27 protein-coding genes and 1 other annotated feature are annotated in these 25,989 nt (G+C 40.3%); of the genes, 18 read left to right on the top strand and 9 right to left on the bottom strand.

Annotated elements, in window-relative coordinates; all coding sequences use genetic code 11:
* Positions 1–26: 26 nt before the first annotated feature.
* From NSS77_RS15770 to NSS77_RS15755, 4 genes are all read right to left on the bottom strand, one after another.
* Entirely contained in the window at positions 27–602 is a 576-nt protein-coding gene (locus NSS77_RS15770) for a hypothetical protein (protein WP_342469593.1), read from the bottom strand.
* A gap of 18 nt (positions 603–620) precedes the next feature.
* A complete protein-coding gene (gene ispG / locus NSS77_RS15765; protein WP_342469592.1) occupies positions 621–1,721 on the bottom strand; it encodes a flavodoxin-dependent (E)-4-hydroxy-3-methylbut-2-enyl-diphosphate synthase in 1,101 nt (366 codons plus the stop codon).
* A 90-nt stretch (positions 1,722–1,811) separates the two neighbouring features.
* Positions 1,812–2,141: a hypothetical protein gene (locus tag NSS77_RS15760; protein ID WP_342469591.1), complete on the bottom strand. Its 330-nt coding sequence runs from the start codon at positions 2,139–2,141 to the stop codon at positions 1,812–1,814.
* 42 nt (positions 2,142–2,183) lie between these two features.
* Positions 2,184–2,699 carry a DUF1189 family protein gene (locus NSS77_RS15755; protein ID WP_342469590.1) on the bottom strand — a complete coding sequence of 172 codons (516 nt, stop codon included), beginning with the start codon at positions 2,697–2,699 and terminating at the stop codon, positions 2,184–2,186.
* A 115-nt stretch (positions 2,700–2,814) separates the two neighbouring features.
* Here NSS77_RS15755 and NSS77_RS15750 point away from each other — a divergent pair, with 115 nt between their 5' ends.
* From NSS77_RS15750 to NSS77_RS15725, 6 genes are all read left to right on the top strand, one after another.
* The gene (locus NSS77_RS15750) at positions 2,815–3,300 is read left to right on the top strand and encodes a DUF456 family protein (RefSeq protein ID WP_342469589.1); all 486 of its coding nucleotides are present in this window, start codon (positions 2,815–2,817) and stop codon (positions 3,298–3,300) included.
* Between the two features lie 197 nt (positions 3,301–3,497).
* Complete coding sequence (locus NSS77_RS15745; RefSeq protein ID WP_342469588.1) at positions 3,498–4,109, top strand: superoxide dismutase; 612 nt, start codon at positions 3,498–3,500, stop codon at positions 4,107–4,109.
* Positions 4,110–4,231: 122 nt separating this feature from the next.
* Positions 4,232–4,405, top strand: a complete 174-nt coding sequence (locus tag NSS77_RS15740; protein WP_342469587.1) for a hypothetical protein — start codon at positions 4,232–4,234, stop codon at positions 4,403–4,405.
* Positions 4,406–4,558: 153 nt separating this feature from the next.
* Positions 4,559–5,443: a patatin-like phospholipase family protein gene (locus tag NSS77_RS15735; protein ID WP_342469586.1), complete on the top strand. Its 885-nt coding sequence runs from the start codon at positions 4,559–4,561 to the stop codon at positions 5,441–5,443.
* 64 nt (positions 5,444–5,507) lie between these two features.
* Positions 5,508–5,927 carry a pyridoxamine 5'-phosphate oxidase family protein gene (locus tag NSS77_RS15730; RefSeq protein WP_342469585.1) on the top strand — a complete coding sequence of 140 codons (420 nt, stop codon included), beginning with the start codon at positions 5,508–5,510 and terminating at the stop codon, positions 5,925–5,927.
* Between the two features lie 365 nt (positions 5,928–6,292).
* Positions 6,293–7,909, top strand: a complete 1,617-nt coding sequence (locus tag NSS77_RS15725; RefSeq protein ID WP_342469584.1) for an EAL domain-containing protein — start codon at positions 6,293–6,295, stop codon at positions 7,907–7,909.
* 38 nt (positions 7,910–7,947) lie between these two features.
* Here NSS77_RS15725 and NSS77_RS15720 read toward each other — a convergent pair whose 3' ends face one another.
* Positions 7,948–9,594, bottom strand: coding sequence for an IS1182 family transposase (locus NSS77_RS15720; protein WP_342468967.1), 1,647 nt, complete (start codon positions 9,592–9,594; stop codon positions 7,948–7,950).
* Between the two features lie 286 nt (positions 9,595–9,880).
* Between NSS77_RS15720 and NSS77_RS15715 the strand changes: the two genes are divergently transcribed.
* The 7 genes from NSS77_RS15715 (at position 9,881) to NSS77_RS15685 (ending at position 18,326) form a co-directional block, all read left to right on the top strand.
* A complete protein-coding gene (locus NSS77_RS15715; protein ID WP_342469583.1) occupies positions 9,881–12,082 on the top strand; it encodes a penicillin-binding protein 2 in 2,202 nt (733 codons plus the stop codon).
* 185 nt (positions 12,083–12,267) lie between these two features.
* Entirely contained in the window at positions 12,268–13,233 is a 966-nt protein-coding gene (locus NSS77_RS15710) for a PstS family phosphate ABC transporter substrate-binding protein (RefSeq protein ID WP_342469582.1), read from the top strand.
* Positions 13,234–13,297: 64 nt separating this feature from the next.
* Positions 13,298–14,242, top strand: coding sequence for a phosphate ABC transporter permease subunit PstC (gene pstC, locus NSS77_RS15705; protein WP_342469581.1), 945 nt, complete (start codon positions 13,298–13,300; stop codon positions 14,240–14,242).
* A gap of 1 nt (position 14,243) precedes the next feature.
* Positions 14,244–15,125, top strand: a complete 882-nt coding sequence (gene pstA / locus NSS77_RS15700; protein ID WP_342469580.1) for a phosphate ABC transporter permease PstA — start codon at positions 14,244–14,246, stop codon at positions 15,123–15,125.
* 65 nt (positions 15,126–15,190) lie between these two features.
* Positions 15,191–15,988 carry a phosphate ABC transporter ATP-binding protein PstB gene (gene pstB / locus NSS77_RS15695; protein WP_342471308.1) on the top strand — a complete coding sequence of 266 codons (798 nt, stop codon included), beginning with the start codon at positions 15,191–15,193 and terminating at the stop codon, positions 15,986–15,988.
* Between the two features lie 118 nt (positions 15,989–16,106).
* Positions 16,107–16,319 (top strand) — a binding site (T-box leader).
* Positions 16,320–16,374: 55 nt separating this feature from the next.
* Entirely contained in the window at positions 16,375–17,760 is a 1,386-nt protein-coding gene (gene trpE, locus NSS77_RS15690) for an anthranilate synthase component I (protein ID WP_342469579.1), read from the top strand.
* The gene (locus NSS77_RS15685) at positions 17,757–18,326 is read left to right on the top strand and encodes an aminodeoxychorismate/anthranilate synthase component II (protein ID WP_342469578.1); all 570 of its coding nucleotides are present in this window, start codon (positions 17,757–17,759) and stop codon (positions 18,324–18,326) included. The genes trpE and NSS77_RS15685 overlap by 4 nt, the downstream gene beginning before the upstream one ends.
* Before the next feature lie 42 nt (positions 18,327–18,368).
* Here the strand turns inward: NSS77_RS15685 and NSS77_RS15680 are convergent, their stop codons facing one another.
* A complete protein-coding gene (locus NSS77_RS15680) occupies positions 18,369–18,839 on the bottom strand; it encodes a glutathione peroxidase (protein WP_342469577.1) in 471 nt (156 codons plus the stop codon).
* Positions 18,840–18,854: 15 nt separating this feature from the next.
* On the bottom strand, positions 18,855–20,051 hold the full coding sequence (locus tag NSS77_RS15675) for an MFS transporter (RefSeq protein WP_342469576.1): 1,197 nt from the start codon (positions 20,049–20,051) through the stop codon (positions 18,855–18,857).
* 493 nt (positions 20,052–20,544) lie between these two features.
* Between NSS77_RS15675 and NSS77_RS15670 the strand changes: the two genes are divergently transcribed.
* The gene (locus NSS77_RS15670; RefSeq protein WP_342469575.1) at positions 20,545–21,489 is read left to right on the top strand and encodes a LysR substrate-binding domain-containing protein; all 945 of its coding nucleotides are present in this window, start codon (positions 20,545–20,547) and stop codon (positions 21,487–21,489) included.
* 4 nt (positions 21,490–21,493) lie between these two features.
* Here the strand turns inward: NSS77_RS15670 and NSS77_RS15665 are convergent, their stop codons facing one another.
* Together NSS77_RS15665 and NSS77_RS15660 are read right to left on the bottom strand one after the other, a co-directional pair.
* On the bottom strand, positions 21,494–21,985 hold the full coding sequence (locus NSS77_RS15665; RefSeq protein WP_342469574.1) for a hypothetical protein: 492 nt from the start codon (positions 21,983–21,985) through the stop codon (positions 21,494–21,496).
* Entirely contained in the window at positions 21,982–22,374 is a 393-nt protein-coding gene (locus NSS77_RS15660) for a hypothetical protein (protein ID WP_342469573.1), read from the bottom strand. Before NSS77_RS15660 ends, NSS77_RS15665 begins: the two co-directional genes overlap by 4 nt.
* 158 nt (positions 22,375–22,532) lie before the next feature.
* Here NSS77_RS15660 and rpmG point away from each other — a divergent pair, with 158 nt between their 5' ends.
* The 4 genes from rpmG (at position 22,533) to NSS77_RS15640 (ending at position 25,765) form a co-directional block, all read left to right on the top strand.
* Entirely contained in the window at positions 22,533–22,682 is a 150-nt protein-coding gene (gene rpmG / locus NSS77_RS15655) for a 50S ribosomal protein L33 (protein WP_208649926.1), read from the top strand.
* 62 nt (positions 22,683–22,744) lie between these two features.
* Complete coding sequence (locus NSS77_RS15650) at positions 22,745–23,341, top strand: 5-formyltetrahydrofolate cyclo-ligase (RefSeq protein ID WP_342469572.1); 597 nt, start codon at positions 22,745–22,747, stop codon at positions 23,339–23,341.
* Complete coding sequence (locus NSS77_RS15645) at positions 23,325–23,540, top strand: YqgQ family protein (RefSeq protein ID WP_342469571.1); 216 nt, start codon at positions 23,325–23,327, stop codon at positions 23,538–23,540. The genes NSS77_RS15650 and NSS77_RS15645 overlap by 17 nt, the downstream gene beginning before the upstream one ends.
* A 329-nt stretch (positions 23,541–23,869) precedes the next feature.
* Positions 23,870–25,765, top strand: a complete 1,896-nt coding sequence (locus tag NSS77_RS15640; protein ID WP_342469570.1) for an LTA synthase family protein — start codon at positions 23,870–23,872, stop codon at positions 25,763–25,765.
* Positions 25,766–25,989 lie beyond the last annotated feature (224 nt).

The raw sequence follows: 25,989 nt of genomic DNA, 5'->3' as shown, positions 1-25,989 counted from the left end.
CAAGATGGACAAGTCTAGCGATGCCATCAAAAATGGCGCTGAATCCATTGGTTCGCTTCTTTCCAATTTTGCACCCTTATGACATTGGAAGGAACGGCTTTGCGATTATAAGGGGTGTCAAATAACAGCACGGGAATTTTCAGTTCTTCCGCAAGTTCCACCGCATTATCGTGCTTATCTTCAAAAAATACTTCAATGCGGTATTTTTTTGCAGCCTCCAATTTATTGTGGCTGCCGATCAATTCAATGTGATCATAAGGCACCTGATGCTCTTCAAACCAACGTTTTGTTACGTCATACAAGTGCTGGTCCCGCGCGGAAATATAATATAACTCATATTGTTTATGCCAATGGTTTAAAATTCGTTGGGCATCGTTGACAATTTTGCTTACAGAGTAGAGATACGGTTCATTTTCTTTGAACCATCGCGCAAACTCGTTCCGGTCAACGGGGTGGGGGAAAGCGCTTAAAAAGTCGTACTCAACCACATCGTCAAGCACGATATTTGTTTTGTATTGTTTATTGATATGCGGAATCAGCGTATCAGGAGTAGTCACTGTCCCATCGATATCAATACCGAAACGGGGCTTTTCCTGCTTCATGATAGACCCCCCTTAAATTCAGATTTGCTGCTGTTCCCGTTCAGCCAATTTTTCTGCCGCCAATTTGTCGATCTCTTTTTTCAATTCTTCCACCATCGTTTCCTCAGGGACTTTCCGTACGGTTTTGCCTTTCATAAAGAGCAGGCCTTCACCGCGGGCCCCGGCGATTCCGATGTCCGCTTCTCTCGCTTCTCCAGGTCCGTTTACCGCGCAGCCAAGCACAGCCACTTTCAACGGTACATTTAATTTGGAAATGTATTCTTCGATTTCATTGGCGATGGAAATGAGATCGATTTCGATTCGTCCGCAAGTAGGGCAGGAAACCAATGTTGCCATGTTGGATGCAAGACCAAAGGATTTCAATAATTCCCTTGCCACTTTCACTTCTTCCACCGGGTCAGCGGAGAGGGAAATACGGATTGTATTTCCGATGCCTCTTGAAAGAAGGGCACCTAAACCGGCAGCGGATTTGATTGTGCCGGAAAAGAGTGTTCCGGATTCCGTAATGCCAAGATGCAATGGATAATCAAAGGTGCGCGCCGCTTTTTCGTAGGCTTCGATGGCAAGATTCACATCGGAAGCTTTCATGGATACGATGATGTCATGGAAATCCAAATCTTCAAGTATTTTTATATGATGCAAAGCAGATTCGACCATTCCATCCGCTGTTGGATAACCATATTTTTCAAGGATATGTCTTTCAAGGGAGCCTGCGTTGACGCCAATCCGGATTGGAACGCCCCGTTCTTTCGCCGCTTTGACAACGGCTTCCACTTTTTCACGGCGCCCGATATTTCCAGGATTGATGCGCACTTTATCAATGCCGTTTTCGATTGCCATTAATGCAAGTTTATAGTTGAAATGAATATCCGCCACTAACGGGATATGGATTCGTTTTTTTATTTCAGGAATGGCTGCTGCCGCCCGTTCATCCGGAACAGCAACCCGCACGATTTGACAACCTGCTTCTTCCAATCTCAATATTTCAGCGACAGTCGCTTCCACATCGTGGGTTTTTGTTGTACACATACTTTGAACAATGACTTCATTGTTCCCGCCGATTGTTAAATTACCAACTCGTACAGGACGTGTTTTTGTACGATGAATAATTTCACTCATCAAAACTCTCTCCTTTTTGAGGTACTTTTCCCGTACCTTCACTTCCATTATTTTAGCAGTGTAAAATAGTGTCGACAAGGAAGAAACATTTTATTTTTCGCAATTTTGATTGCTAGAATAGATTGGTATTTTGATCAATTCGCCAGGCACAATGACCTGTTTTTTTAAATGGGGATTCAATTTATAGAAATCCGCCATACGTTCCGGCAAGGAAATTCTCTCGTCGGCAGGATATTGGGCAAGCAAGCTTTGCACCGTATCCCCTTCTTCCGTAATGACCGGCACATATTTCACAGCCAGTTGTTCATTGCATGGGGCCGATTTGGAATAGGCGGTTACAGGAACCGTTCCTTCCGTCAAATCTATTTTGATGACCGTTATCAAAATGATTGCAATGGCGATTGATAGAAAGAGCCTCATAAAAAATCCCTCCTTGCTCCACTATATGAAGCAAGGAAGGATTCAGAACTTCGATTTTGCCAATTTTGGATAGTTTAATGAAGCAAAAATTAATAGAACAATGGTAAGAATCGAAGAAACCATTGTTGCAACCCAGCTAGAAATGGATAGGAAAGAAAATAGAATGGAAAGAAGGGTTGACCAAGTAATGGCGAAAGCGGTTGTTCTCCACATATGACGATATTCTCCCCGCCGTTTCAACAATTTCAGTAATAATGCCCCGATTGCCGCGTAAATCGAAATTCTGACAAACAGCAGGACGGTAGAGGTGAAAAATAATAAAAAAAGTGCGAATGGATAAAGAAGCCATTGAATATCTTTGACGTATTGCCGCAATCCTTTGAATTGGATCGCCGTTTCCGATACGCCCGTCAAAAATTGAATAAATGCAAATATCGTTACGATTGCAATCAAAATAAATACGTATTGAATCACTTTGCCGATTGGCAGCACACGATAAGCCGCCAGTTTTTTCGGTTGAAATAGGCTGTCTATGAACAATTGTATATGTGTGACCATCTTCTTCTCCTCCATTGAAAGTTTATCATGAAATAAGAAAAAATGGACAAATTTGTTGAAATGAAACTTTTTCAAAATCTTTACGTAAATACAGTTAAGATATGGAGGGAAAAGGATGGAAATACTGGCCTGGTTGTTGATTATCATTTGTTTTATCATTGCCTTTGCAGGGTTATTATATCCTGTCATACCATCAGTGCTGTTTTTATTGTTCGGGTTCATCTTGTATGGGCTGTTTTTCTCCTTTGCTGAACTTTCCTGGTGGTTCTGGCTGATTGAAATATTGTTCGTGGTTTTATTGTTTATGGCGGATGCTTTAGCGAATCTTGTCAGTGTAAAAAAGTTTGGGGGCACGAAAGCCGGCCTCTGGGGCAGCACGATCGGGTTGTTGATTGGACCTTTCATCATACCGTATTTGGGCATAATTATCGGCCCTTTCATTGGAGCGGTGCTCGGGGAATTTATCGTTGCAAGATCTGATTTCCCACAAGCTGTCCGGGCAGGGATCGGTTCGCTTGTCGGCTTTTTGACATCCGTGATCACCAAAAGCATTCTTCAATTGGTGATGATTCTCATCTTTATCATTGCGATTGTTTTTTAATGAAGCATTTCATTGTATAAAAAACCCTTCATAAGGTTATAGTGAAGTTGGCTGAATTTTTGGGGTTGATCAAATTTCGGTCAAAAGTCTGAAAATCATTGAGCAGGTGAGCGTAATAATTGAACGGCTATCTTTATTCTGATAATCTTATAGAAGAGGTAAGAAATTACTGATTTATATAAAAGGAGGAAATTTTCATGGCTTTTGAATTACCAAAATTACCTTATGCATATGACGCTTTAGAACCTTATATTGATGCACAAACAATGGAAATTCACCATACGAAACACCACAATACGTATGTGACAAACTTAAATGCTGCTGTTGAAGGCACAGAATTTGCTGATAAAGATTTGATTGAATTAATCTCAAATCTTGATGCAGTGCCTGCAGATAAACAAACTGCGGTACGCAACAACGGTGGTGGACATGCTAACCACTCATTATTCTGGGAAATCTTGACTCCTGGCGGTGCAAAAGCTCCTGCAGGTGATTTAGCAGCTGCAATCGATGCAAAATTCGGCAGCTTCGATGTGTTCAAAGATGAATTCTCCAAAGCTGCAGCTGGCCGCTTCGGTTCAGGTTGGGCTTGGCTTGTTGTGGACAAAAACGGCGAACTAAAAGTTACTTCCACTCCAAACCAAGATTCTCCATACATGGAAGGTGAAACACCAATCCTTGGCTTGGACGTTTGGGAACATGCTTATTACTTGAAATATCAAAACCGTCGTCCTGAATACATCTCCGCATTCTGGAATGTAGTAAACTGGGACGTTGTAGCTGAAAAATACGCAGCTGCGAAAAAATAATATGATTCAATCATAAGAAGAAGGCGAATCCTGTTGGGGTTCGCCTTTTTTTACGTTCATCGGTCATTCAAAGTATAAATCGGCCATGATGAGGCAAATTAAGTCCGATGGAGGTGACCGATATGGCAAAGAAGAAAGAAAAACCATTGGACCGGGAAGAATACGGTTACGGATATGATTTAAGCCCGGATGATTTGGATGTACTCGGCCAAAACGAGAAAGCAAAAAAAGAAAACCAGAATGAAAATAAGGGAAAGCCGTCCAGCAAGCAAAATCCGTCCATCTTAAATGAATAAAAGACGTTTAAGGAAAATCGCAGGCCTTACAAGAAAAAAGTACGATGGGCTTGCGATTTTTTTCATACTTGTTTTCGATTTTTCTCGATAAAAAGTTCTAAAATCCCTTATTTTTTCTTAAAGTATAACAATGAAAGATAAGGGAGAGGGTACATGGAAATTGATGGTGTATTTTCAGGCGGTGGAATAAAAGCGTTTGCCTTTGTCGGTGCCTATCAAGTGTTGACGGAAAAGGGATTCACCTTTAAAAGGGTAGCCGGAACAAGCGCCGGCTCAATTGTCGCAGCTTTTATCGCAGCGGGTTACACAGTTAAAGAGATCGAAAAGGCACTGGAAGAATTGGACACGAAATCGTTATTGGATCCGCCGAAATATTCTAAAACTCTTCCCTTTTTGAAATGGCTCAATCTTTATGTCCGATTAGGATTGTACAAAGGAAAAGCTCTTGAAAAATGGTTGTGTAAAAAACTGGCGGAGAAAGATGTATATACATTTGGAGACTTGCCCCACGATACGTTGAAAGTCGTTGCATCAGATTTAACCAATGGCCGGATGATTGTGCTTCCCGATGATCTGCATTTGTATGGAAAAGATTGGAGAGAATTTTCGGTAGCCAAGGCATTAAGAATGAGCTGCGGAATACCATTTTTCTTTGAACCTGTAAGATTAAACAATGGGAATGGGGATTCCGTTTTTGTCGACGGAGGCGTGTTAAGCAATTTCCCTTTGTGGATCTATGATAATGGGAAAAGGATCCGTCCTTTATTGGGGCTGAAGCTCAGCAGTCCAGCCGCGGAAATTCCTCCCCAAAAGATAAATAACGGATTGAATTTATTTGAGGCATTGTTTAAAGCCATGATGAACGCCCACGATAACCGCTACATTTCCAGAAGACACGAAAAGAACATCATATTCATTCCGGTGGAGCACATCCATGCAACCCAATTCGACCTGGACGAAGAAGCGAAGGAACATTTGATCCAATTAGGCAGATCAAAAATGGAACAATTTTTAAAAAGTTGGCGGCCAGTTGTATGACATTCACATAAAACAATCATTTTTTGAAATACTAAAAAATAAAAAAACGGATGGAGTGGTTGTTATGCCAAAAACAGATCGAGAAATCGCAGAAAAAATATTGAATGATAATCTGGTGGGGACAATGGCGACCATCGAGGGAGATAAGCCCCATTCCCGGTATATGGCGTTTTATAATGATAATTTTACATTGTACACAGTTACCAAAAAAGACACGCATAAAGTGGAGGAACTTTCAAAAAATCCTTATACCCACATTTTAATCGGTTATGACGGCAAAGGATTTGGAGATTCCTACTTGGAAATTGAAGGCAGGGTGGAAGTGTCTTCCGATGAAGGAATGAAAGAGAAAGTTTGGAATAAAGTGTTAAGATTTTGGTTTGATGGTCCGGATGATCCGAACATGGTGGTATTAAAAATCGTCCCTTCACAAATAAAAATAATGAATTCAAAAGGGAAAGACCCAAAAATTATTCAATTATAATTTTGTTGAATAATGTTATATATGAATCATGATTTAATAGCCATGGTATATCATGAAAACAAATTATCATCCAAATATGGATGGTAATTTATTTTTTCTAATTTTTAATAAGCGAAGGTTCACAAAAATGCCATTGATTTTCAATAAAAAATGAATTTTTTGGGAAAAATAATAAAAAAATTTTTTGTAGTTTTTTTATAAAATATTATCATCTAATCTGCTTTTGTAATTCATTTTTGTTATTTTTCAAAGTTTTGTTCCGCTTTTTATTTTATTTGAAGAAAAATCACTTACTAAAAAGTAGCTTTTTTTTCATATTTTTCTATAATATATAGGTGGAGGTGTAATTGGAAGGGGGACATCGAGTGCTAGAAACGAAATTGGAAAAAGAGAATTTATTTTTTTGGCTTTGCAGAATCGGCGAACAGTTCCAAACGGCCTTCCTCGTTTTAGATACTGTTAATCATCGTATTTTATATGCCAATAACATATTTACGGAATTAACAGGACACATAACAGATGATGTGAAAAATCAAACCTTTGAATCTATTTTACAGTTTGGCTCCACGGATTGGAACAGTAAAAGGGAAGTGTTATGCCGGAGGAAAGATGGAAGTGCTTTGTTGATTGATGTATTGCGTCAACCGTTTTTTGATGATGAAGGAAACCACATATTTGATGTAATGATCTTTCATGAAAAGAATCATAAGATTCCAAATCAACTGGAATACATAGATCCAATTTCCGGATTAACCGACTACGAATTTTTCTTAAATCAATTGCAGAAGAAAATCGGGAAGAATACAACGGGCTTTGTGTTGTTGATACAGCCGACAAATTACCTTCAAATCATCCATTTTTTAAAGAATGCCCAGCTCTCTTTATTGCAAAAGGAAATCGAAAAGAGGATACGCAGCGAATTATCCGATATCGAAATCATCATTTCCAAAACTTCCGAAGCATCTTTAATTGTTTTCGGAATTTGCCATGAGGATAAAATTGAGCATTATACAAAAAAATTGTCAGAAATAAAGAACCAATCATTTATTATTAATCAAATGGAGTTATTTATCTCTTTCAATATTGGCGTGGTCTCATTAAGTTATTTCACAGGGAATATCCATGAATTGGCGCATTTTGCGGATATTGCCTTGAATGTGGCCAAAAAATCCCCCGGCAATACCATTGTATCTTACAAAGAAGAGTATGGAATCGAAATTGAAAAAACAATGGAACTTCAAAACGAGTTGATTCGGGCAATTCAAAATAGGGAAATCGCTGTGCATTTGCAGCCAAAAGTGAAAATTGGAACCGGTGAAGTGGAAGGCTTCGAAGCGCTTGCCAGATGGCATTCCAAACAGTTGGGGGTTGTTTCACCCGCCGTATTTATTGAAGTGGCGGAATCTCTTGGGCAAATCAAAGAGCTCGATTCCCTTATCATTGAACAAGTTCTTCAATGGCTCAGAAAGAGAAAAGAGAGAAATCAGCGTTTATATCAAGTGGCGGTCAATATTTCACCTTCCCATTTTTACACACCGACATTTGTTGAAGATTTAATCGGGTTGACAAATCTATATGGTATTGACCCGAAATATTTGAAACTGGAAATTACAGAAAGCATTTGTTTGGTTGATATTGAACGGGCAAACTCGATATTGCAAAGTTTGCAGAAGTTTGGTTTTGAAAATTCTGTCGATGATTTCGGAGTCGGGTTTTCATCATTAAGCTATTTGATGAATCTTCCCATTTCCGAAATTAAAATTGCCCGGAACTTTGTGAATAAAGTGCATGATGATAAAGGAAGAATCATTGTCCAGTCGATCATCCAAATGGCAAAAAATATGGGGTTGCATACAGTAGCTGAAGGAATAGAAACAAGGGAACAACTCCAATTAATACATAAAATGGAATGTCCGACAGCCCAAGGTTTTTATTTCTATAAACCGATGCCAATTGAGAATGTGGATCAATTAATAAAATAAGCCAAAGGGTTTATGCGGAGGCTGGGACAAAACTAGCTTCAAAATAGGAAAAAGGAGAATTTGAGCCAACTCAAATTCTCCTTTTTCCATTTCTCTCCATTATTTTTGGTCAGTTGATCTTTGTTGGCCGTGTATTTCCGTAAATTCACGGCCATTAAGGCAATGCCCATTTCATTTTCCACTTTCGATTTTCCTCGAACGGAAAATCGAGTGAAACGCAAATTAGCCTTCAAGAATCCAAAAACTGGTTCTACGTCTATTTTACGTTGACGGAAAATAGAACCAGCTTTTTCTTCTGAAAGCTTCGCTCTTACATATTCTTTTTGTTGTTCCCATTTTTCATTCACCATGACCTTTCGGTGATTGCCTTCCTTTGCTTTTGTGCATGATGAACGAAATGGACATCCTGAACAGTTTTCACATTCATAGATTTTCAATTCTCGTTTGAAACCAGTCTTATCTGTACGTACAGAACGATAACGGAAGGTTACTCGCTGCTGATTTGGACAAATGTAGGTATCACTTTCTTCGTCGTACATCCAATTGTCTGGATGAAATGGATTTTGTTTATATTTCTTCTTTTGTTCTTTCTCATACATGGTATATGGAATGAGTGCCTCACATTTTCGATTCGAAAGGATGTCTTCATAGTTTTGTTCACTACCATAACCAGCATCTGCGACAATATACTTTGGCAACGGAAAATAATCCTTTTCTATCTTATTCAAGAACGGAATTAATGTACGTGTATCAGTAGGATTTGGAAAGATGCTATAAGCTAGTGCGTATTGACCTTCTGTTGCGATTTGTACGTTGTATCCAGCCTTCAATTGACCGTTTTTCATATAGTCGTCTTTCATTCGCATGAACGTCGCATCTAAGTCTGTTTTGGAATAACTATTCCGTTCACCCAAGATTTCGAAGTCTTTTTGATACTTTTGTTTACGTAAAATCAAGTCAATCAACTGTTTGTACACTCGCTTCGGATATTTCCGTTCGCTTCTTAATGCTTTTCGTTCTGTGGCATCGGGCGATGCTTCTATCTTTTGGTCATATTCCGTAATCACTTCATCGACTTGTTGCACCATTTGAGCGAGTTCTTCAACGGACAGTTCTCCCTCATTTTCCCGCTCCATTTCAGGGATGATTTCCTTCTCTAACAGTTCGTTGTAGAGCTGATTGGATTTTTCAATTAAGCTTTGGTTGTATTTTTCAATGGATTTCTTCCATACGAAAGTAAATTTATTGGCATTCGCTTCAATCTTCGTACCATCGATAAAAATGGCTTCTTGATCGATTAACTTTTCTTCCACCAGTTGGCAACGGAATTGGACAAAACATTGACGAATTAATTCTTTTACTTCCGGATGCACACGAAAACGATTGATCGTCCGATAACTTGGTTCATATCCTTGTGCCAACCACATCATTCGTATACTGTCCTTTAATAGCGCTTCAATTTTTCGACCTGAAAAGACAGACTGCGAATAGGCACACAAAATAATTTTTAGCATCATGCGTGGATGATAAGCAGGACAACCTGTATTTCGAAGAAACGGCTGGAAGGCTTCATCTGGAATACTTTCAACTAAATGGTGGATGTGGAAGGCAATATCATTTTCTTGTAATTTTATTTCTAAATCTAAAGGCAAAACTAATTGATTCATGTTATAATATTTAAACATAAGGACACTTCTTTCGTTAAAATTTTTGGGGTTGGATACTTAAATTTTAACAGAAGATGTCCTTATTTTTATTGAAAAAATGAAGAACAGCCCATGAAATTTTATTCCAAAATTTCATGGGCTGTTTCCATTTTAGAGGGGGTTTTGTCCCAACCTCTTTTTGTTTGAAATGAAACCTTTAAAAAATAGGAACCGTCACAAATGCTGAAGGAATTTTCTTTTTAATCAAAAGGTAAAGTGCTATACTAAAGAGCATGGATGAGCTTCGTTGAAAAGGAGGGTGCCGATGCGGAAGCTGTTAAAGAAATCAAACAACAAAGGAGATTCTCGTACGAGCCTTTCATTTCGAATGAACGTTCTGTTTATTTCGATTTTTATTTTGTTCTCGATTTTAATATTGCGTTTAGGTTATTTGCAAATTGTTAAAGGGGAAGAATACGTTCTGGAAGTGCAAAGAACGGAGGAAGTATCGGTTAATACGAGTTCACCCCGTGGAAGAATTTACGATCGGTACGGAAGAATTCTGGTCGATAATGAGCCCCAAAATGCCATTACATATACAAAATTTCCAAACACCAAACAAGAAGAAATGATTGAAGTGGCTGAGAAATTGGCGAAGTTGATCGACCAACCGACCAATCGGGTAACCCTTCGCGACAAAAAAGATTTCTGGATTATGAAAAATAAAGAAAAAGCCTATAAGAAAGTATCCAAAGAGGAAGAAAAGAAAATAAGGGAAAAATTTGAGGACGATAAAGAAGCGCAAGCTGAAATAGATCAGCTGGTGAGAGACCGTATCACGGACGAAGAATTGGCGGAGCTTTCCGATTTTGATTTGGAAGTGTTGGCGATTTACCGTGAAATGTCTTCAGGATATAATTTATCGCCACAGATTATCAAAAGCGAAAATGTATCCGATGAAGAATTTGCCCGCGTTTCTGAACGGTTATTCGAATTGCCGGGAGTCAATACGACAACCGATTGGAAAAGGGTTAAATTGAGCTCGTTGGCGGTTTTGGGCAGAACAACAGTTCCAAGCAAAGGGATTCCGAAATCCCAATTATATCATTATTTGGCCCGTGATTATTCCCGTAATGACCGGGTAGGGGAAAGTTATTTTGAATCCCAATATGAAGAATTGCTGCAAGGCCGAAAATCTGTCGTGAAAAATATTACGAACAGAAAAGGCGAAGTGATTGATACGGTTACAACCTTCGATGGTGAACCAGGAAAGGATTTAGTCACAACCATCGATATTGAATTGCAGGCAGCAGCGGAAAAAATTGTGGAACAAAAATTGCTTGAAGCGAAATCGAAAGGCGGCTCTTCCCTTTTAGATCGCGCTTTCTATGTCATGATGAATCCGAAGACCGGTGAAATCCTTGCAATGGTCGGCAAAAAAATTGAGAAGGACCCTGATACAGGAAAAACATATGTAGCAGATTATTCCTACGGCACATTTACAACGGCTTATGAAGTGGGGTCGACTGTAAAAGCAGCCACTTTATTGATGGGGTATAAAGAAGGGGTCGTTAAACCGGGTACGAGATTAATCGACCAACCGATCAAACTTGCCGGAACAGATCCCAAAAGTTCCATCTTTAACAGATCGGGAAGTATTCCAATGAATGATTTGACAGCATTGGAACGTTCTTCAAACTCCTATATGTTCCAAGTTGCCATGAAAATCGGCGGACTTAATTACCGGTATAATATGTCGTTGAAATCATTAAGAGACGATACTTTGCAAAGAATGAGAAACGGCTATGCCGAATTTGGTCTTGGCGTTAGAACAGGAATCGATTTGCCAAATGAATTCGCAGGATTCCAAGGAGAGATGGATACGCCAGGTAAAATATTGGACTTGGCAATCGGACAGTTTGATACGTATACGCCTTTGCAATTGGCCCAATATATTTCAACGATTGCCAATGGCGGATATCGGGTACAGCCAAGACTATTGAAAGAAGTCCGGGAGCCATCTGAAGATGGAAAAACGTTGGGTCCCCTTGTTGAAGAAGTTCAACCGAAAATCTTGAACCGGATTTCAAATCCCGAAGATGAAGTCAATTATGTGAAACAAGGGCTACGCAGAGTATATGTCGGCAATCAAGGGACAGCCCGCACTGCATTTGCCAATGCTCCTTATACAGCAGCGGGGAAAACAGGTACAGCGGAGGTTGTTTACTATGGACCTTTGCGGGAAAAATGGAGAACTCGTACAATAACCTTGACCCATGTTGGCTTTGCGCCTTATGAAAATCCGGAAGTTGCTTATGCCGTAGTGATTCCATGGGTGACGACAGGCGATACTTATACATCCTACAATAACCAAATTGCCCGTGAAATATTGGATAAGTATTTCGAATTAAAATATAAATATGAAAGTAACAAAATCACTGATCAAACAGTCAACAAAGAAATATTACCTCCAACAACGGACGAAAAAATTGATGAAGATACAGAAGAAAAAGTTGTCAATGAATAATTGGCCGCAGCACGATTGCTGCGGTTTTTTTATTTGCCATGTTTCCCCGAATTCCTACCGCTTTATTCTTTTATTAAAGTTTCGAAATTTACAATCTCTTAACATTGGGTTTATATCCTTTCAATAAACGGACGATAAAGTGGGAAATGTAAGGAAAACTGGATGAAAGATGGAGGAGATCGAGGATGAAAAAATGGAAATACGTATCATTGACGGCCGTTTTAGGTTCGGCTCTATTATTGGGAGCTTGTGCAGGGACTTCCAATGAAGAAGCTGAAAACTCAGGCAATTCGGCACAACAAAAGGAAAACGGAGAAGGACAAATCACAGGTTCCGTGATGGGGGATGGATCATCGACAGTCGCCCCGATTACAGAAGCGCTGGTGGAAGAATATGCTGCTGTGCAACCGAATGTACAAGTCTCTGTCGGTGTATCAGGAACCGGCGGAGGTTTTGAAAAATTCATTGCCGGTGAAACGGATTTTTCGAACGCGTCACGGGATATTAAAGAGGAAGAAGCGGCGGCTTTGAAGGATGCGGGCATTGAATATACGAAATTTGAGATTGCTTATGACGGGATTACAGTTGTCGTGAATTCGGAGAACGACTGGGCCACTGATTTGACGATCGATCAATTGAAAAAAATTTGGATTGAAGACGGAACTAAGAAAAAGTGGTCAGATATCGATCCATCATGGCCGGATGAAGAAATCGTATACTATGCGCCGGGAACAGACTCAGGCACCTTTGACTACTTTGATGAAATCATTTTGGATGGAGAAGATTTGGTCCGCTCAGCACAATTATCGGAAGACGACAATGTGATTGTTCAAGGTGTTGTTTCTGATAAAAATGCGATTGGATTTTTTGGCTATGCTTACTACCTGGAAAATAAAGACAAACTAAAAGCCGTTAGTGTCAATGGTGTGGAACCAACCAACGAAACCATCGAAAATGGGGAATACATTCCGCTTTCGCGTTCATTATATGTTTTTGTCAATGATGGAAAAGTCAAAGAAAATAAAGCTTTCTATGATTTTATGAAATTTTCATTGGAAAACGCGGGGGATATGGCTGAAGCGGTCGGTTATGTTCGATTGCCGGATGAGAAATATGAAGAAGGGCTAAAAAGGCTGGAAGAATTAAAATGATTCTTTGGAACGTTTCGGGTGGAAGGAATCCCGCACTTTTCCTGCGCAAACAAAAGGGGGATGAATGGTGCAAAGGTCAGGAAACGGACAATCAATCCAACAATTGATTGCGAAGAACCAAAAAAGAACGTTCAAAAACATCATTGAAAAAGGGATGCCTTTATTCTTTATCATGGCAGCACTCATTTCAGTGATCACCACATTGGGAATTGTATTCACATTGATCTTTGAAACGATAGAATTTTTCAAAAGGGTTTCCATCGTTGAGTATTTATCCGGTACGGAATGGTACCCATTTTCCGGAAGCAACCCAACTTTCGGTGTTTTGCCGCTCGTTTTGGGAACGTTAAAAGTCACTATCATCGCAATTGCTGTGGCAGTCCCCCTTGGATTGGCGGTCGCCATTTATTTAACTGAATATGCGACGGACCGGACCCGTCGGATCATAAAACCGATTTTGGAAGTGCTGGCAGGGGTTCCAACCATCGTCTATGGTTTCTTTGCATTAACCTTTGTCACGCCGGTATTGCAGACCATCATTCCGTCGTTGAAGTTATTCAATGCGCTCAGTCCGGGGATTGTGGTGGGGATTATGATATTGCCGAGCATCATTTCTTTGTCAGAAGATGCCATGAGTTCCGTGCCCAATGGCATTCGGGAAGGAGCACTTGCACTTGGGGCGACAAAGCTCGAAGTCTCATTAAAAGTCGTCCTGCCTGCAGCGTTATCCGGTATTATGGCATCCATCGTATTGGGAATATCCAGGGCAATCGGCGAAACCATGATTGTCTCCCTTGCAGGGGGTGCTACACCGACTTTCGATTTTAACATCACCGGTTCCATCCAGACCATGACGGCCTATATCGTGCAAGTTTCTTCAGGGGATGCCGGTTTTGGAACAACGATCTATTATTCGATGTATGCGGTTGGATTTACCTTATTTATTTTCACATTAATGATGAATCTGGTCGCCCACTATATTTCGAAACGCTTCAGGGAGGAATATTGACATGGTGAAATATACCGATGAGACAATCGTAATGAAGCGTATACAAACCCGTTTGAAATGGAATAAAGTTTGGAAAAGGATTTTTTTCCTTGCGACGATGTTTGCCTTATTCATCCTTGTCGTATTAGTAGGAAGAATAGTTTTCCAAGGAATCGGATACTTCGATTGGTATTTCTTTAATCAGTATGCTTCCCGTTTCCCTGAAAAAGCGGGAGTAAAAGCTGCCTTCATCGGTTCAATCTTGTTGATGCTCGTTGTGGCTCCAACTTCCATTATTCTCGGAGTGGCTACAGCAATTTATCTGGAAGAATATGCGAAGAAAAATAAATTAAATGATTTGATTCGTACCAATATTTCCAACTTGGCTGGTGTACCTTCCATTGTTTTCGGTTTATTGGGTTTAACGATTTTTGTACGGATGTTCGGTTTAGGAAAAAGTGTCCTGGCAGCAGGATTAACGATGAGTTTATTGATTCTGCCCATCATTATCGTTGCTGCACAGGAAGCGATCCGGGCCGTTCCGAATGAGCAGCGGGAAGCTTCTTATGCGATGGGGGCGACGAAATGGCAGACCATCAGCCGTGTGGTGCTGCCGGCTGCCATCCCCGGAATTCTGACGGGAAGCATTTTGGCGTTATCCCGTGCTATCGGGGAAACAGCTCCATTGGTCGTCATTGGAATCCCGGTAATTGTACATTTCTTGCCAGACAGCTTATTGAGTGAATTTACCGCTTTGCCGTTGCAAATTTACGATTGGGCAAAGCGCCCCCAAGAAGAGTTTCAGCATGTGGCCGCCGCAGGAATCATCGTTTTGATGATGGTCCTCATCTTGATGAATTCAATTGCGGTGTATATCCGAAATAAATTCCAAAAACGATATTGAGGATGTGGGAAAATATGGTGCAAACGGTAATCAAAATGGAAAAGAAGACTGGCGGTATCGGAATAATGGAGAATCCGGGTGAGCGTCAAAATTTACATTCCATCGAGCGGATTTCGGTATTCCGTACGAACCATTTTAATCTATGGTACGGCAAACATCATGCGTTAAAAGAAATCAATTTGGCCATCAATGAAAATGAAGTGACGGCCATCATCGGTCCGTCCGGCTGCGGGAAATCCACCTTTATTAAATCATTGAACCGCATGGTGGAGCTTGTTCCGGCAGTGAAAACGGGTGGTGAAATATTTTATCGGGGGCGCAATATTTTTGATGAAGGGTTTGAAGTGGAAGAACTGCGCACAAAAGTCGGGATGGTCTTTCAAAAGCCAAATCCTTTCCCGAAATCCATTTACGATAACATTGCATACGGTCCAAGAATCCATGGAATAAAAAACAAAAAAATACTGGATGAGATTGTGGAAAAGTCGTTGCGCAAAGCAGCGATTTGGGAGGAAGTAAAAGATCGGCTTCACCACAACGCTTATGGATTATCCGGTGGGCAGCAGCAGCGTCTATGTATTGCGAGATGCCTGGCGATCGAACCGGATGTGATTTTGATGGATGAGCCGACATCTGCTCTCGACCCGATTTCCACATTAAAAATCGAGCAACTGATACTGGAATTAAAGAAGAATTATTCCATCATCATTGTGACCCATAATATGCAACAAGCGGCCCGCATTTCCGACAAAACCGCCTTTTTCTTAAATGGGGAAGTGGTGGAATATGGCCGTACGGAACAAATATTTTCAACACCAAAAGACCAGCGTACGCAAGATTATATCTCCGGCCGTTTCGGTTAAAGGTGAATCGGCCTTTGAATCACTGAAGTTATGTGCAAATAATATAGTGAACGATAATTTTTCAAAAGAGTTTTATTGAATAATCAAAAAATTTATAATAAAATATTTTCAACATAATAGAGAAGCAATGATGAAAAAGAGTAGTATTACGGATTTGCTAAAAGAGAGCTAGCGGTTGGTGCGAGCTAGCGCAAGCCGTAATACGAATGGGTTTTCTAGCTCCAGTGCTGAACCTTCAGTAGGTGCTGGCGTGTCGTTGGCGTTACCAACATGAGTGGACATAAGGTCTCTTATGTCAATAAAGGTGGTACCACGGCTTCCCGTCCTTTAACGTCGGGAAGCCTTTATTATTTTAAGTATAGATGAGTCGAGAGGAGAAAGTTGAGATGACAGTGGAGACAGTCAATTATGTAATGAAAACTTTGCAAGGGGATATGGTTACCCCAATTTCTGCTTTTCTCAGCATAAAGGGCAGAAATAAAGTGTTGTTTGAATCAGCCGCCAAACATGAAGAAAGCGGAAGATATTCCTTTATCGCCTTTGATCCGATTGCGGAACTGATCGGTGATAACCAACATTATTTGTTTAAGAAAAATGGGGAGGAAGAGAAGGTGGAAGGCACCGTCTTCCAAAAAATAAGAGAATTACTCCCGGTTTCAAAGGAACCATTTCCTTTTTCCTTTTTTGGCGGCGCAATCGGATACATTAGTTACGACACGGCTTTTTATAATGAAAAGATCGGTGATGTATTGCCGGATGAACTAAATATGCCGGATGTGCATCTGCTCTTCTATGATCGTTTTATTGTGATCGATCATTTACTGCAAAAAGTCGCTATCGTGGCCATTGATCTTTTTTCTGAAGGCAAAACGGAAGAAGAGTTGAATGGATACATCAGCGACATTGAAGAACAGCTGAAAAATGGTCCTAGTTTGATGGATGTTGAAAAATGCGAAATTCAGTTTCAGCCATCCATCGATAAAGAGACCTTCGTAAAAATGGTGAATCAGGCCAAAAAATATATTGAACGGGGCGATATTTTCCAAGTTGTACCATCCCAACGGTTTACGTCCAATTTTGAGGGAAATCCATTTTCTCTATATCGCCGTTTGCGCACTTCCAATCCTTCGCCTTATATGTATTATTTGGAATTTGATGACTATACGATTCTTGGAACTTCTCCTGAAAGCTTAGTGAAAATTACGGATGGCATCATCAAAACCAATCCAATCGCTGGAACGAAACCTCGAGGAAAAACGAAGGAAGAAGATGAAAGACTTGAACAAATCCTGTTGAACGATGAAAAAGAATTGGCAGAACACCGGATGCTTGTGGATTTAGGAAGAAACGATCTCGGCCGTGTATCCAAAATAGGCACTGTGCAAGTTTCGAAATATATGAAAATTGAACGGTATAAGTATGTGATGCATATCGTTTCAGAAGTGATTGGCGAATTAAGGGATGATGTTCATGTGGTGGATGTGGTGACGAGCTGTTTGCCTGCAGGAACGGTTTCCGGCGCCCCAAAAATCCGGGCCATGCAAATCATCAATGAGCTGGAGCAACAGAAACGGGGGATTTATGCAGGAGCGATTGGATATATTTCCATAAACGGCAATCTGGACTTGGCCATTGCCATCCGCACGATGATTGTGAAAGACGGCAAAGCCTACGTTCAAGCTGGAGCAGGCATTGTGTATGATTCCATTCCTGAGTCTGAATATGAGGAAACGATCAATAAAATGAAGGCGTTGTTGGAGGTAGAGCGATGATTTTATTAATCGATCATTATGATTCATTCACATACAACTTATATCAGCAAATTGCCGCTTTGGGAAAAGCGGTCAAAGTCGTCCGCTATGATGACATCACCATTGAGGAAATCCGTTCTTTACATCCTGAAGCGATTGTATTATCACCGGGCCCGGGAAATCCGGATGAGATTCCCCAAAGCGTGCAGCTTGTGAAAGAACTTTACAAGGATATTCCGATGATTGGCGTATGTTTGGGCCACCAAATCATCGGGGCCGCATTTGGCGGGGAAATTGTGCAGGCCAATCGGATCATGCATGGAAAAACTTCCTTATTAAATTATGAACGTAAAGGTTTGTTCAAAGAGTTTGATAACGAGGTGGAAGTGATGCGTTATCATTCATTGGTGATTGAACCATCGTCATTGAGTGAAGAGTTTGAGGTTGTTGCCACATCAAAAGACGACGGGGAAATCATGGCCATCCAACATAAACAGTATCCGGTTTACGGGGTGCAATTCCATCCCGAGTCGATAGGGACACCTGAGGGAACAAAATTGATGGAAGCTTTCTTGGCGGGTGTATGATATGAAAAAAGGGGACGCATTCAGATGGCGTCCCTTTCTTATTTATAAATATTTTTCAATTTCCTTTTCGAACTTGGAAGGTTTATCGATCGGCGCAAATCGGGCAACAACGTTTCCGTTCCAATCCACCAAAAATTTTGTAAAATTCCATTTCACTTTGGAACCTAAAACCCCTTTGCTTTGGCTTGTCAAAAATTGAAACAGTGGGTGGGCATTTTCCCCATTGACCGCAACGATTTCATGGATGGGGAAAGTGACACCGTAATTCAGGCGGCAAGCCTCCTCCGCATCTTTTGCCGATGATAGTTCCTGCTTGAATTGATTGGAAGGAAAACCTAAAACGACAAATCCCCGGTCCTTATATTTTTGATAAAGTTTTTCCAACTCTTCAAATTGAGGAGTAAAGCCGCAATGGGTTGCTGTGTTGACGATTAACATGACCTGCCCTTTGTAACGGCTTAAAGGATACGTTTCTCCTCCTGCTGTTGTCACTTCAATATCGTAAATTTCCATAAGCTGCCCCCGCTTTCACTGTTCATTGTTGGATCTGCGACTTGTTAAGTTAAGTATAACAGCTAGCAGCAGAGAAAGGGTGATAAACGCACTGATAAATGCGATGACGCCATTCCATCCGAATAACGACCAGAAAACGCCCCCGGTTGTACCGCCCACGCTTGAACCGAAATAATAGGCGAACAAGTAAAGGGAGGAGGCTTGGGCTTTATTTTTCTTCGCCCGATGGCTGACCCAGGAACTGGCTATGGAATGGGAACCGAAAAAGCCGAATGTAAAAACAATGAGTCCCAAAATTTTTATGAGTAATGGAACCGGTAATGTTAATAGGGCACCTGACAGCATGATGAGGATGCCGGCAAAAAGCACTTTTCCGCGGCCGAATTGATCGGATAAACTGCCGAACCAGGCGGAGCTGAAGGTGCCCACCAAATAGACGATAAAAATCCAGCCGACGATGGTTGTGCTCAAATTGTACGGTTCGCCTAACAGTTTATAACTGATATAGTTGTATAATGTGACGAAACCGCCCATCAAGGTGAAGGCGATGCCAAAAAGGCAAAGCAGGCCCGGATCTTTTAAATGAGTGAATAATGATTTCGTTAAAGATTTCAATTGCAACGGTTTGGGTTCAAAATGCCTTGATGCCGGCAATGCCCATACGAAATAGATGCTGACCAATAAACTTAAAATGCCCAAAGAAAGCATGCCAATTTTCCAAGAAAACAAATCGGTCACCGTTCCCATAATGATCCGTCCACTCAGGCCGCCTACGGAATTTCCGCTGATATATAGCCCCATGGCAACACCGAGACTGGAAGGATCCATTTCCTCCCCCAAATAGGCCATGGCGATGGCAGGAATCCCTGCAAACACAATGCCTTGAATGATCCTTAATAATAGTAGGATTTCAAAGGAAGGGGAGAAAGCAAGCGCGATTGTAAGCAGTGATGCCGCAAAGATGGAAAAGGTCATCAGCCGTTTGCGCCCCCAGGCTTCCGATAAGGAACCAAAAAAGATCAGGCTGATGGACAGGGCAACAGTGGCAGTGGATAAGGAAAGGCTCGCCACAGCCGGTGAAACATGAAATTCCTCGGAAAATTGAGGAAAGACGGGTTGGGTAATATAAAGGTTGGCAAAAATGATAAATCCAGCCGCAAATAATGCCAGATTCGCCAATCGAAACTCCCGGGTTCCTTTTTGAATATACATGGTTCTTCGCCTCTTTAAATTTTGACATTTATTTGAACAAACGTTTTTATGTTCATTATAAAGGGGATTTCCTCAAATCGTAATTTCATAGTTTTTATCTTTTTTATAACTTTTGGTTATAAGAAAGTTTGGATGAATTTCAAAGTACCGTGAAAGGGATGATCCATTCTTTCGTGAATGATTAAAAAGCTAGCGTTTCATTCCTCATAGGAAAGCAAAAAAAGGTAGGGACTATGAAAAGGATGGAAAATCCTAAGCGCCGGATTTTGGAAAAAGCATAACGGACTTAGAGATGAATCCTTAAAAAGATTGCAGAGGAAGGGTTTTGATGAATTGGGAGATAACGAGTCACTGCAGAATGGGAAAATGATTTGACTTTGGTTGATTTATTTTTGGCGCTTTGATTCATTTTTATATTGTTGAGGAATGCACAGCGTCCACGATTTTTCGTGGGCGCTTTTTTCATTTTCATGCTATATTTTTACTAGGAAGTATGAAAAAAAGTTATAAGGGGATTGGAGCATTGGATATTCATTCACTCATTTATTTTCAAACCGTGGCAAAGTACGAAAATATGTCCCGGGCAGCTGAAATATTGCATGTCAGCCAGCCCGCTTTAAGCAAATCGATTTCCATGTTGGAAGAATATTTAGGGGTGGAATTATTCGACCGAAATGGGCGTTCCATTAAATTAAACCGTTACGGGAAGTTTTTCCTTGAACGGACCAACATTATTTTAAAAGAAATCGAGCGGGCGAAGGAAGACTTGGCGAATCTTGTTTCACCGAATTATGGAGAGGTCTCTTTAGGCTTTATGCATACATTGGGGCTAGAAGTGATCCCTTCTTTGATGACAAAAGCGAAGAAGCAATTCCCTCATATGCGTTTTCAGTTGACCCAAAGCAATTCGAGCGCCATCATGAAAAGATTGGAGATGGGGGAGCTGGATCTTTGTCTGGTTTCTTCTCTGGAAACGAGCAAAGACGTTCATTGGGAAAAATTATGGGAGGAAGAGTTGTATCTGATTGTGCCCAAACAGCATCCCCTAAAATCGCGAAAAAAGGTGAAAATTGCCGAATTTGCTGAAGAGCCGTTCATTTCCATCAAAAAAGGGAATTCATTGCGCAAATATGTGGATGAAGTGTTTCGGAGAGAAGGGTTTCAATTGAATGTGGCCTTCGAAGGGGAGGAAGTGCACACCATCGCCGGATTGGTTGAAAGCGGTTTGGGGGTTTCTTTGATTCCGCTGATCAAAGGGCTTGACCAATATGATGTACATATTATCAAAGTGGATGCAAAAGATTGCAAAAGGGAAATCGGCCTAAGTTACTTGAATAATCGGTATATGAGCGGAGCGGTCATCCAGTTTGCGGAATTCATCCGTGATTTTTTCAAAAATAAACCCCAAACAGATTCAACTTCATCTGTTCAGGGTTAATGCGTCATGAATCCGATTTTCGGGTGATCAAATTCGCGATTTCTTCAATGGACATGGACGAATTCACTTGATATTGCCCGATCTGAATGGAACGGGCGTATTCCGGCTGGGCCAAAAACAGTTCCATCTCAACGCCATTTTTGATAATGCCCATATCCTTCAATTTTTTTGCGATTTCATATGGTGTTTGTCCGGCATATATGTATAAAGTCCCCTCTTTTACATCTTTCTGTTCATTTTCAGGTGCACTTTCTTGCGAAGGGGTTTGATCCTTACCGCCTGATTCGTTTGTTTCATTGGAAGAGGTTTGCTTTTCATATTGTTTCAGTTGCTGTTTCGCTTCTTTTAATTGCGACTCCAGCTGGGCGATTTTTTCCTCATATTGTTCCATTTCGCCTGATGTGGATTCGGCCGGGTGCAAACGGTCCATTCCGGTATAAAGGATGCCGATCAAAATGCAAGCAATGCCGAACCCGCGCAAAGTCGACCGTTTCATGATTGACCTCCAGATTTAAGAATGTGAAGTACTTGTTCTTTCGATAATGTGGACAATTTGCATATTTCCTCAATTGGGTAACCTTGCTTATTCAGTTCGATCACCTGTTGCACCAGAATTTGATTAATCGGTTTATTCGACGTTTGCTTTTGTATATTTTGCTGTTGCGCCGGTACAGGTTTTTTTGCCGGCTTCACTTGGAATGAAGGTTCAAGCAGCAGTTCTTCTTCAACCGCCTTTAATCTTCTTTTGATTCCATTCATTTCTTGATAAAATTGAATCGACAATTCTTCGACATCCCGTTCTAATTTTTTGGATGTATCTTTTAGGAAAAAGGATGCAATAATAGAAATAATACCAATGATGATCAGTATTGTTGACAGTTCCACAGTCGTTCCTCCGAACTAATCCGTTTTTCAATTATTTTAACATAACGCTGTTAATTAATAAATGATGCTAGATTTTTTTTCGATTTATGATATAATGACTTAGTCGTATAAATCATTGCATATATTACAATTCATGATATAGAGTGGGAGGGTTAATCATGCGTGTAAATATTACTTTAGCTTGCACAGAATGCGGAGAACGTAATTATATTACAACAAAAAATAAACGCAACAATCCAGAACGTCTTGAACTTAAAAAATATTGCTCTCGCGAGAAGAAAGTCACTCTTCACCGTGAAACGAAGTAATTTTTTTGCCAAAACCATTTACGGTTTTGGCTTTTTATGTATACGAAAAGGATTGATGATGTTTGAACAAAAAAGAATGGCGAAAAACGATAAAATCGGCTTTGAGCGAATTGTCCAATGAAACTTATCATAAATATTCATCGATGATTAAAGAACGATTGATGAACGAACCCTTCCTCAAGCAATGCGGAACGGTAGCGATTACGATTTCAAAGCCGCCTGAAGTCGAAACCCGCAAGATTATTGAAGAATTATGGCGTTTGGAAAAGCGGGTGGCTGTACCGAAATGCAATCCGGAAAGTCGCACGATGGATTTTTATGAAATTACAAGTTTCAGCCAACTGGAAACGGTTTATATGGATTTGGAGGAGCCGATCCCTTCCCAGACGGTTTACGTCTCTCCCGAAGAAATCGATTTGATGATTGTTCCGGGAATCGTATTCGATGCAAAAGGGTATCGAATCGGATATGGAGGGGGTTATTATGACCGCTATTTGCCAAAATGTAGCGGGCGTTTTATCTCACTGGCCTTTCATTTGCAGATTGTTGACGAATTGCCAAAGGAATCACATGATATACCGGTCGATATAATCATTACTGAAAAATCGGTTATAAATTGCGAACACAATCGGAGGGAGCAAAATGAAGACAATCCTTGATATTCGGAATTTGTTGAGACAATATGGATCGTTCATTTATACAGGGGATCGTATTGGCGACCTGATAATGATGGAAGATGAGATTCGTGAGTTATATAAGTCGCAAATTTTGGATGTAAAGGAATACCAATCCGCCTTATTGATCATCCGAAATGAAATTAAATTGGAAGAAGAGAGAAAAATGAACGTGAAATATTAAGAATTGCTAAAAATAGAAGAAAATCATGATTGACTATTATGGTTAAAAGACTTAGACTTGTTAAGTCGTTCTTCCAATGTGGCAGTGGAAAATCCACTGTGTTTTCTTTTTGGGAACCTTTTTGTAAAAAATACGTAAATATTTATGGATAAAAGCGGAAGGAAGGTAATATATAATTTCAATAACACATATTCTTTAATTTTAGGTATTGCTTTTCATTGATTAATAGTAAAAAAAGGATTAAGATATTATTTGTTTAAATTGGAATATATGAAGATTATGTAAATTTTGTTCCGGGGTTCTTTAAACCATCAAAAGGGGGATATAACATGAAGTCATGGAAATGGCCGAAACATTCAATTTTAATCATTGCCATTTTAGCGACTTGGATTAAAACTGCAATCGTTTATCGAACCAGCTTTGAATTTGATTTGGAAAATGGAATGCAAAAATTCATTTTATTTATAAATCCACTCAGCTTTTTATTATTTGCTTACGGATTATCTTTATTTTTCAAAACGGAAAAAGCCCGGAATCGATGGATTATCGGCACAAGCATCCTGTTAAGCATTGTGTTATTCGGAAACGTTGCCTTTTATCGATTCTTCAACGATTTCATCACGTTGCCGGTGCTATTCCAAACAAGCAACTTTGGGGAATTGGGAACATCCGTTGCTGAAATCCTTAACTTGAAGGATTTGTTATATTTCATCGACGTATTTATTATCCTGATTGCCGTGAAATATATACCGAAACTCGGAAGTTCTTATAGTGTGCGTAAAAATGTCCGTCGAGCTTATTTCGTTTTGGCTTTGGCAGTGCTGTTTTTAAATTTGGGACTTGCCGAAACAGAGCGTCCGCAACTATTGACTCGAAGCTTCGACCGTGAATTGCTTGTGAAAAACATCGGAACTTATAATTACCATTTGTATGATATTTATATTCAATCCAAATCTTCCGCTCAACGCGCTCTTGCCGATGGAAGCGAATTGGTGGAAGTGGACAACTATGTTCAAGCCAACCAGGCTGCTGTGAACGAAGATATGTTTGGCAAATACAAAGGTCGAAATTTGATTGTGATCCAGCTTGAATCATTGCAAAACTTTGTGTTGCAAAATGACATGAATGGTTATGAAGTGACACCGTTCTTGAATTCTTTGATTCACGATAAAGATACGTATTATTTCAGCAATTTCTATCATCAAACAGGGCTGGGAAAAACGAGTGATGCCGAGTTCATTTTGGAAAACTCATTGTTCGGGTTGGACCGCGGTGCCGTATTCTTTACACACAGCGGAAACACATTCAACTCCATGTCTGAAAAACTCGGGAAAAATGGTTATTACACTAGCGTCATGCACGCCAACAACAAATCCTTCTGGAACCGTGACATGATGTACCAATCATTGAAAATGCAAAAATTCTATGATATTACTTACTATGATGTCAACGATGAAAACTCAGTGAACTGGGGATTAAAAGATATTCCGTTCTTTGAACAATCTGCGGATTTGTTGGCTGAACAACCACAGCCATTCTATACGCGGATGATTACTTTAACAAACCACTTCCCATTCACATTGGATGAAGAAGATAAAATGATTCCTGAATATAATTCAAATTCAGGTACATTGAACCGTTACTTCCAAACAGTTCGTTACATGGATGAAGCGTTGAAAGTATTCTTTGAAGAGTTAAAAGAAAAAGGTTTATATGATAATTCCATCATTGTCATGTACGGCGACCATTATGGTATTTCTGAAAACCATAACAAAGCAATGGCACAGTATTTAGGCAAAGACGAAATTACACCATATGATACAGCTTTATTGCAATCTGTTCCTTTATTCATTCATATTCCTGGCTCAGGTGATGGGCATGTGATTGATAAAGTCGGAGGTCAAATGGACTTAAGACCAACAATTCTACATCTATTGGGTATCGATACTTCCAACGATATGCAATTAGGTGCCGACTTGTTCTCTGATGAGCATGAAGACTTCGTTATCTTCCGCGATGGCCGATTTGTAACAGATAAATATGTGTACGCTGAAGAAACATGCTATGACCGGGCAACAGGGGAAGAAGTGGATATTCAAGGATGTAAGCCTTATATCGAACGGGCACAGAAAGAACTTGAATATTCCGATAAGATTATCAATGGTGACTTGTTAAGATTCTATGATGAAGAAACAGGAAATCTATTATCTGATGCTGTGAAATAATAATAAGGAGGCTGGGACATAACTAATAAAGTGAACGAGCTGCAAAAAGATTTTTTGTAATAAATTGATTGGAGTGACGGGGCGACTCCTGCGACGAGCCCTCTCGAGACCCCGCAGGAGCGAAGGATTGAGCTCCGAGGAGGCTCGAGTCGGGCCGCGGAAAGCGTCCCCGGAACGGAAATCAATTTTCTTCAATTATCAAAAAAACACCATTTTCTCCCGGA

The organism is Ureibacillus sp. FSL K6-3587 (assembly GCF_038593165.1).
GTDB lineage: Bacteria > Bacillota > Bacilli > Bacillales_A > Planococcaceae > Ureibacillus > Ureibacillus suwonensis.
The sequence above is the reverse complement of the archived record's forward strand: the minus strand, read 5'-3'. Positions and strand labels throughout refer to the sequence as shown.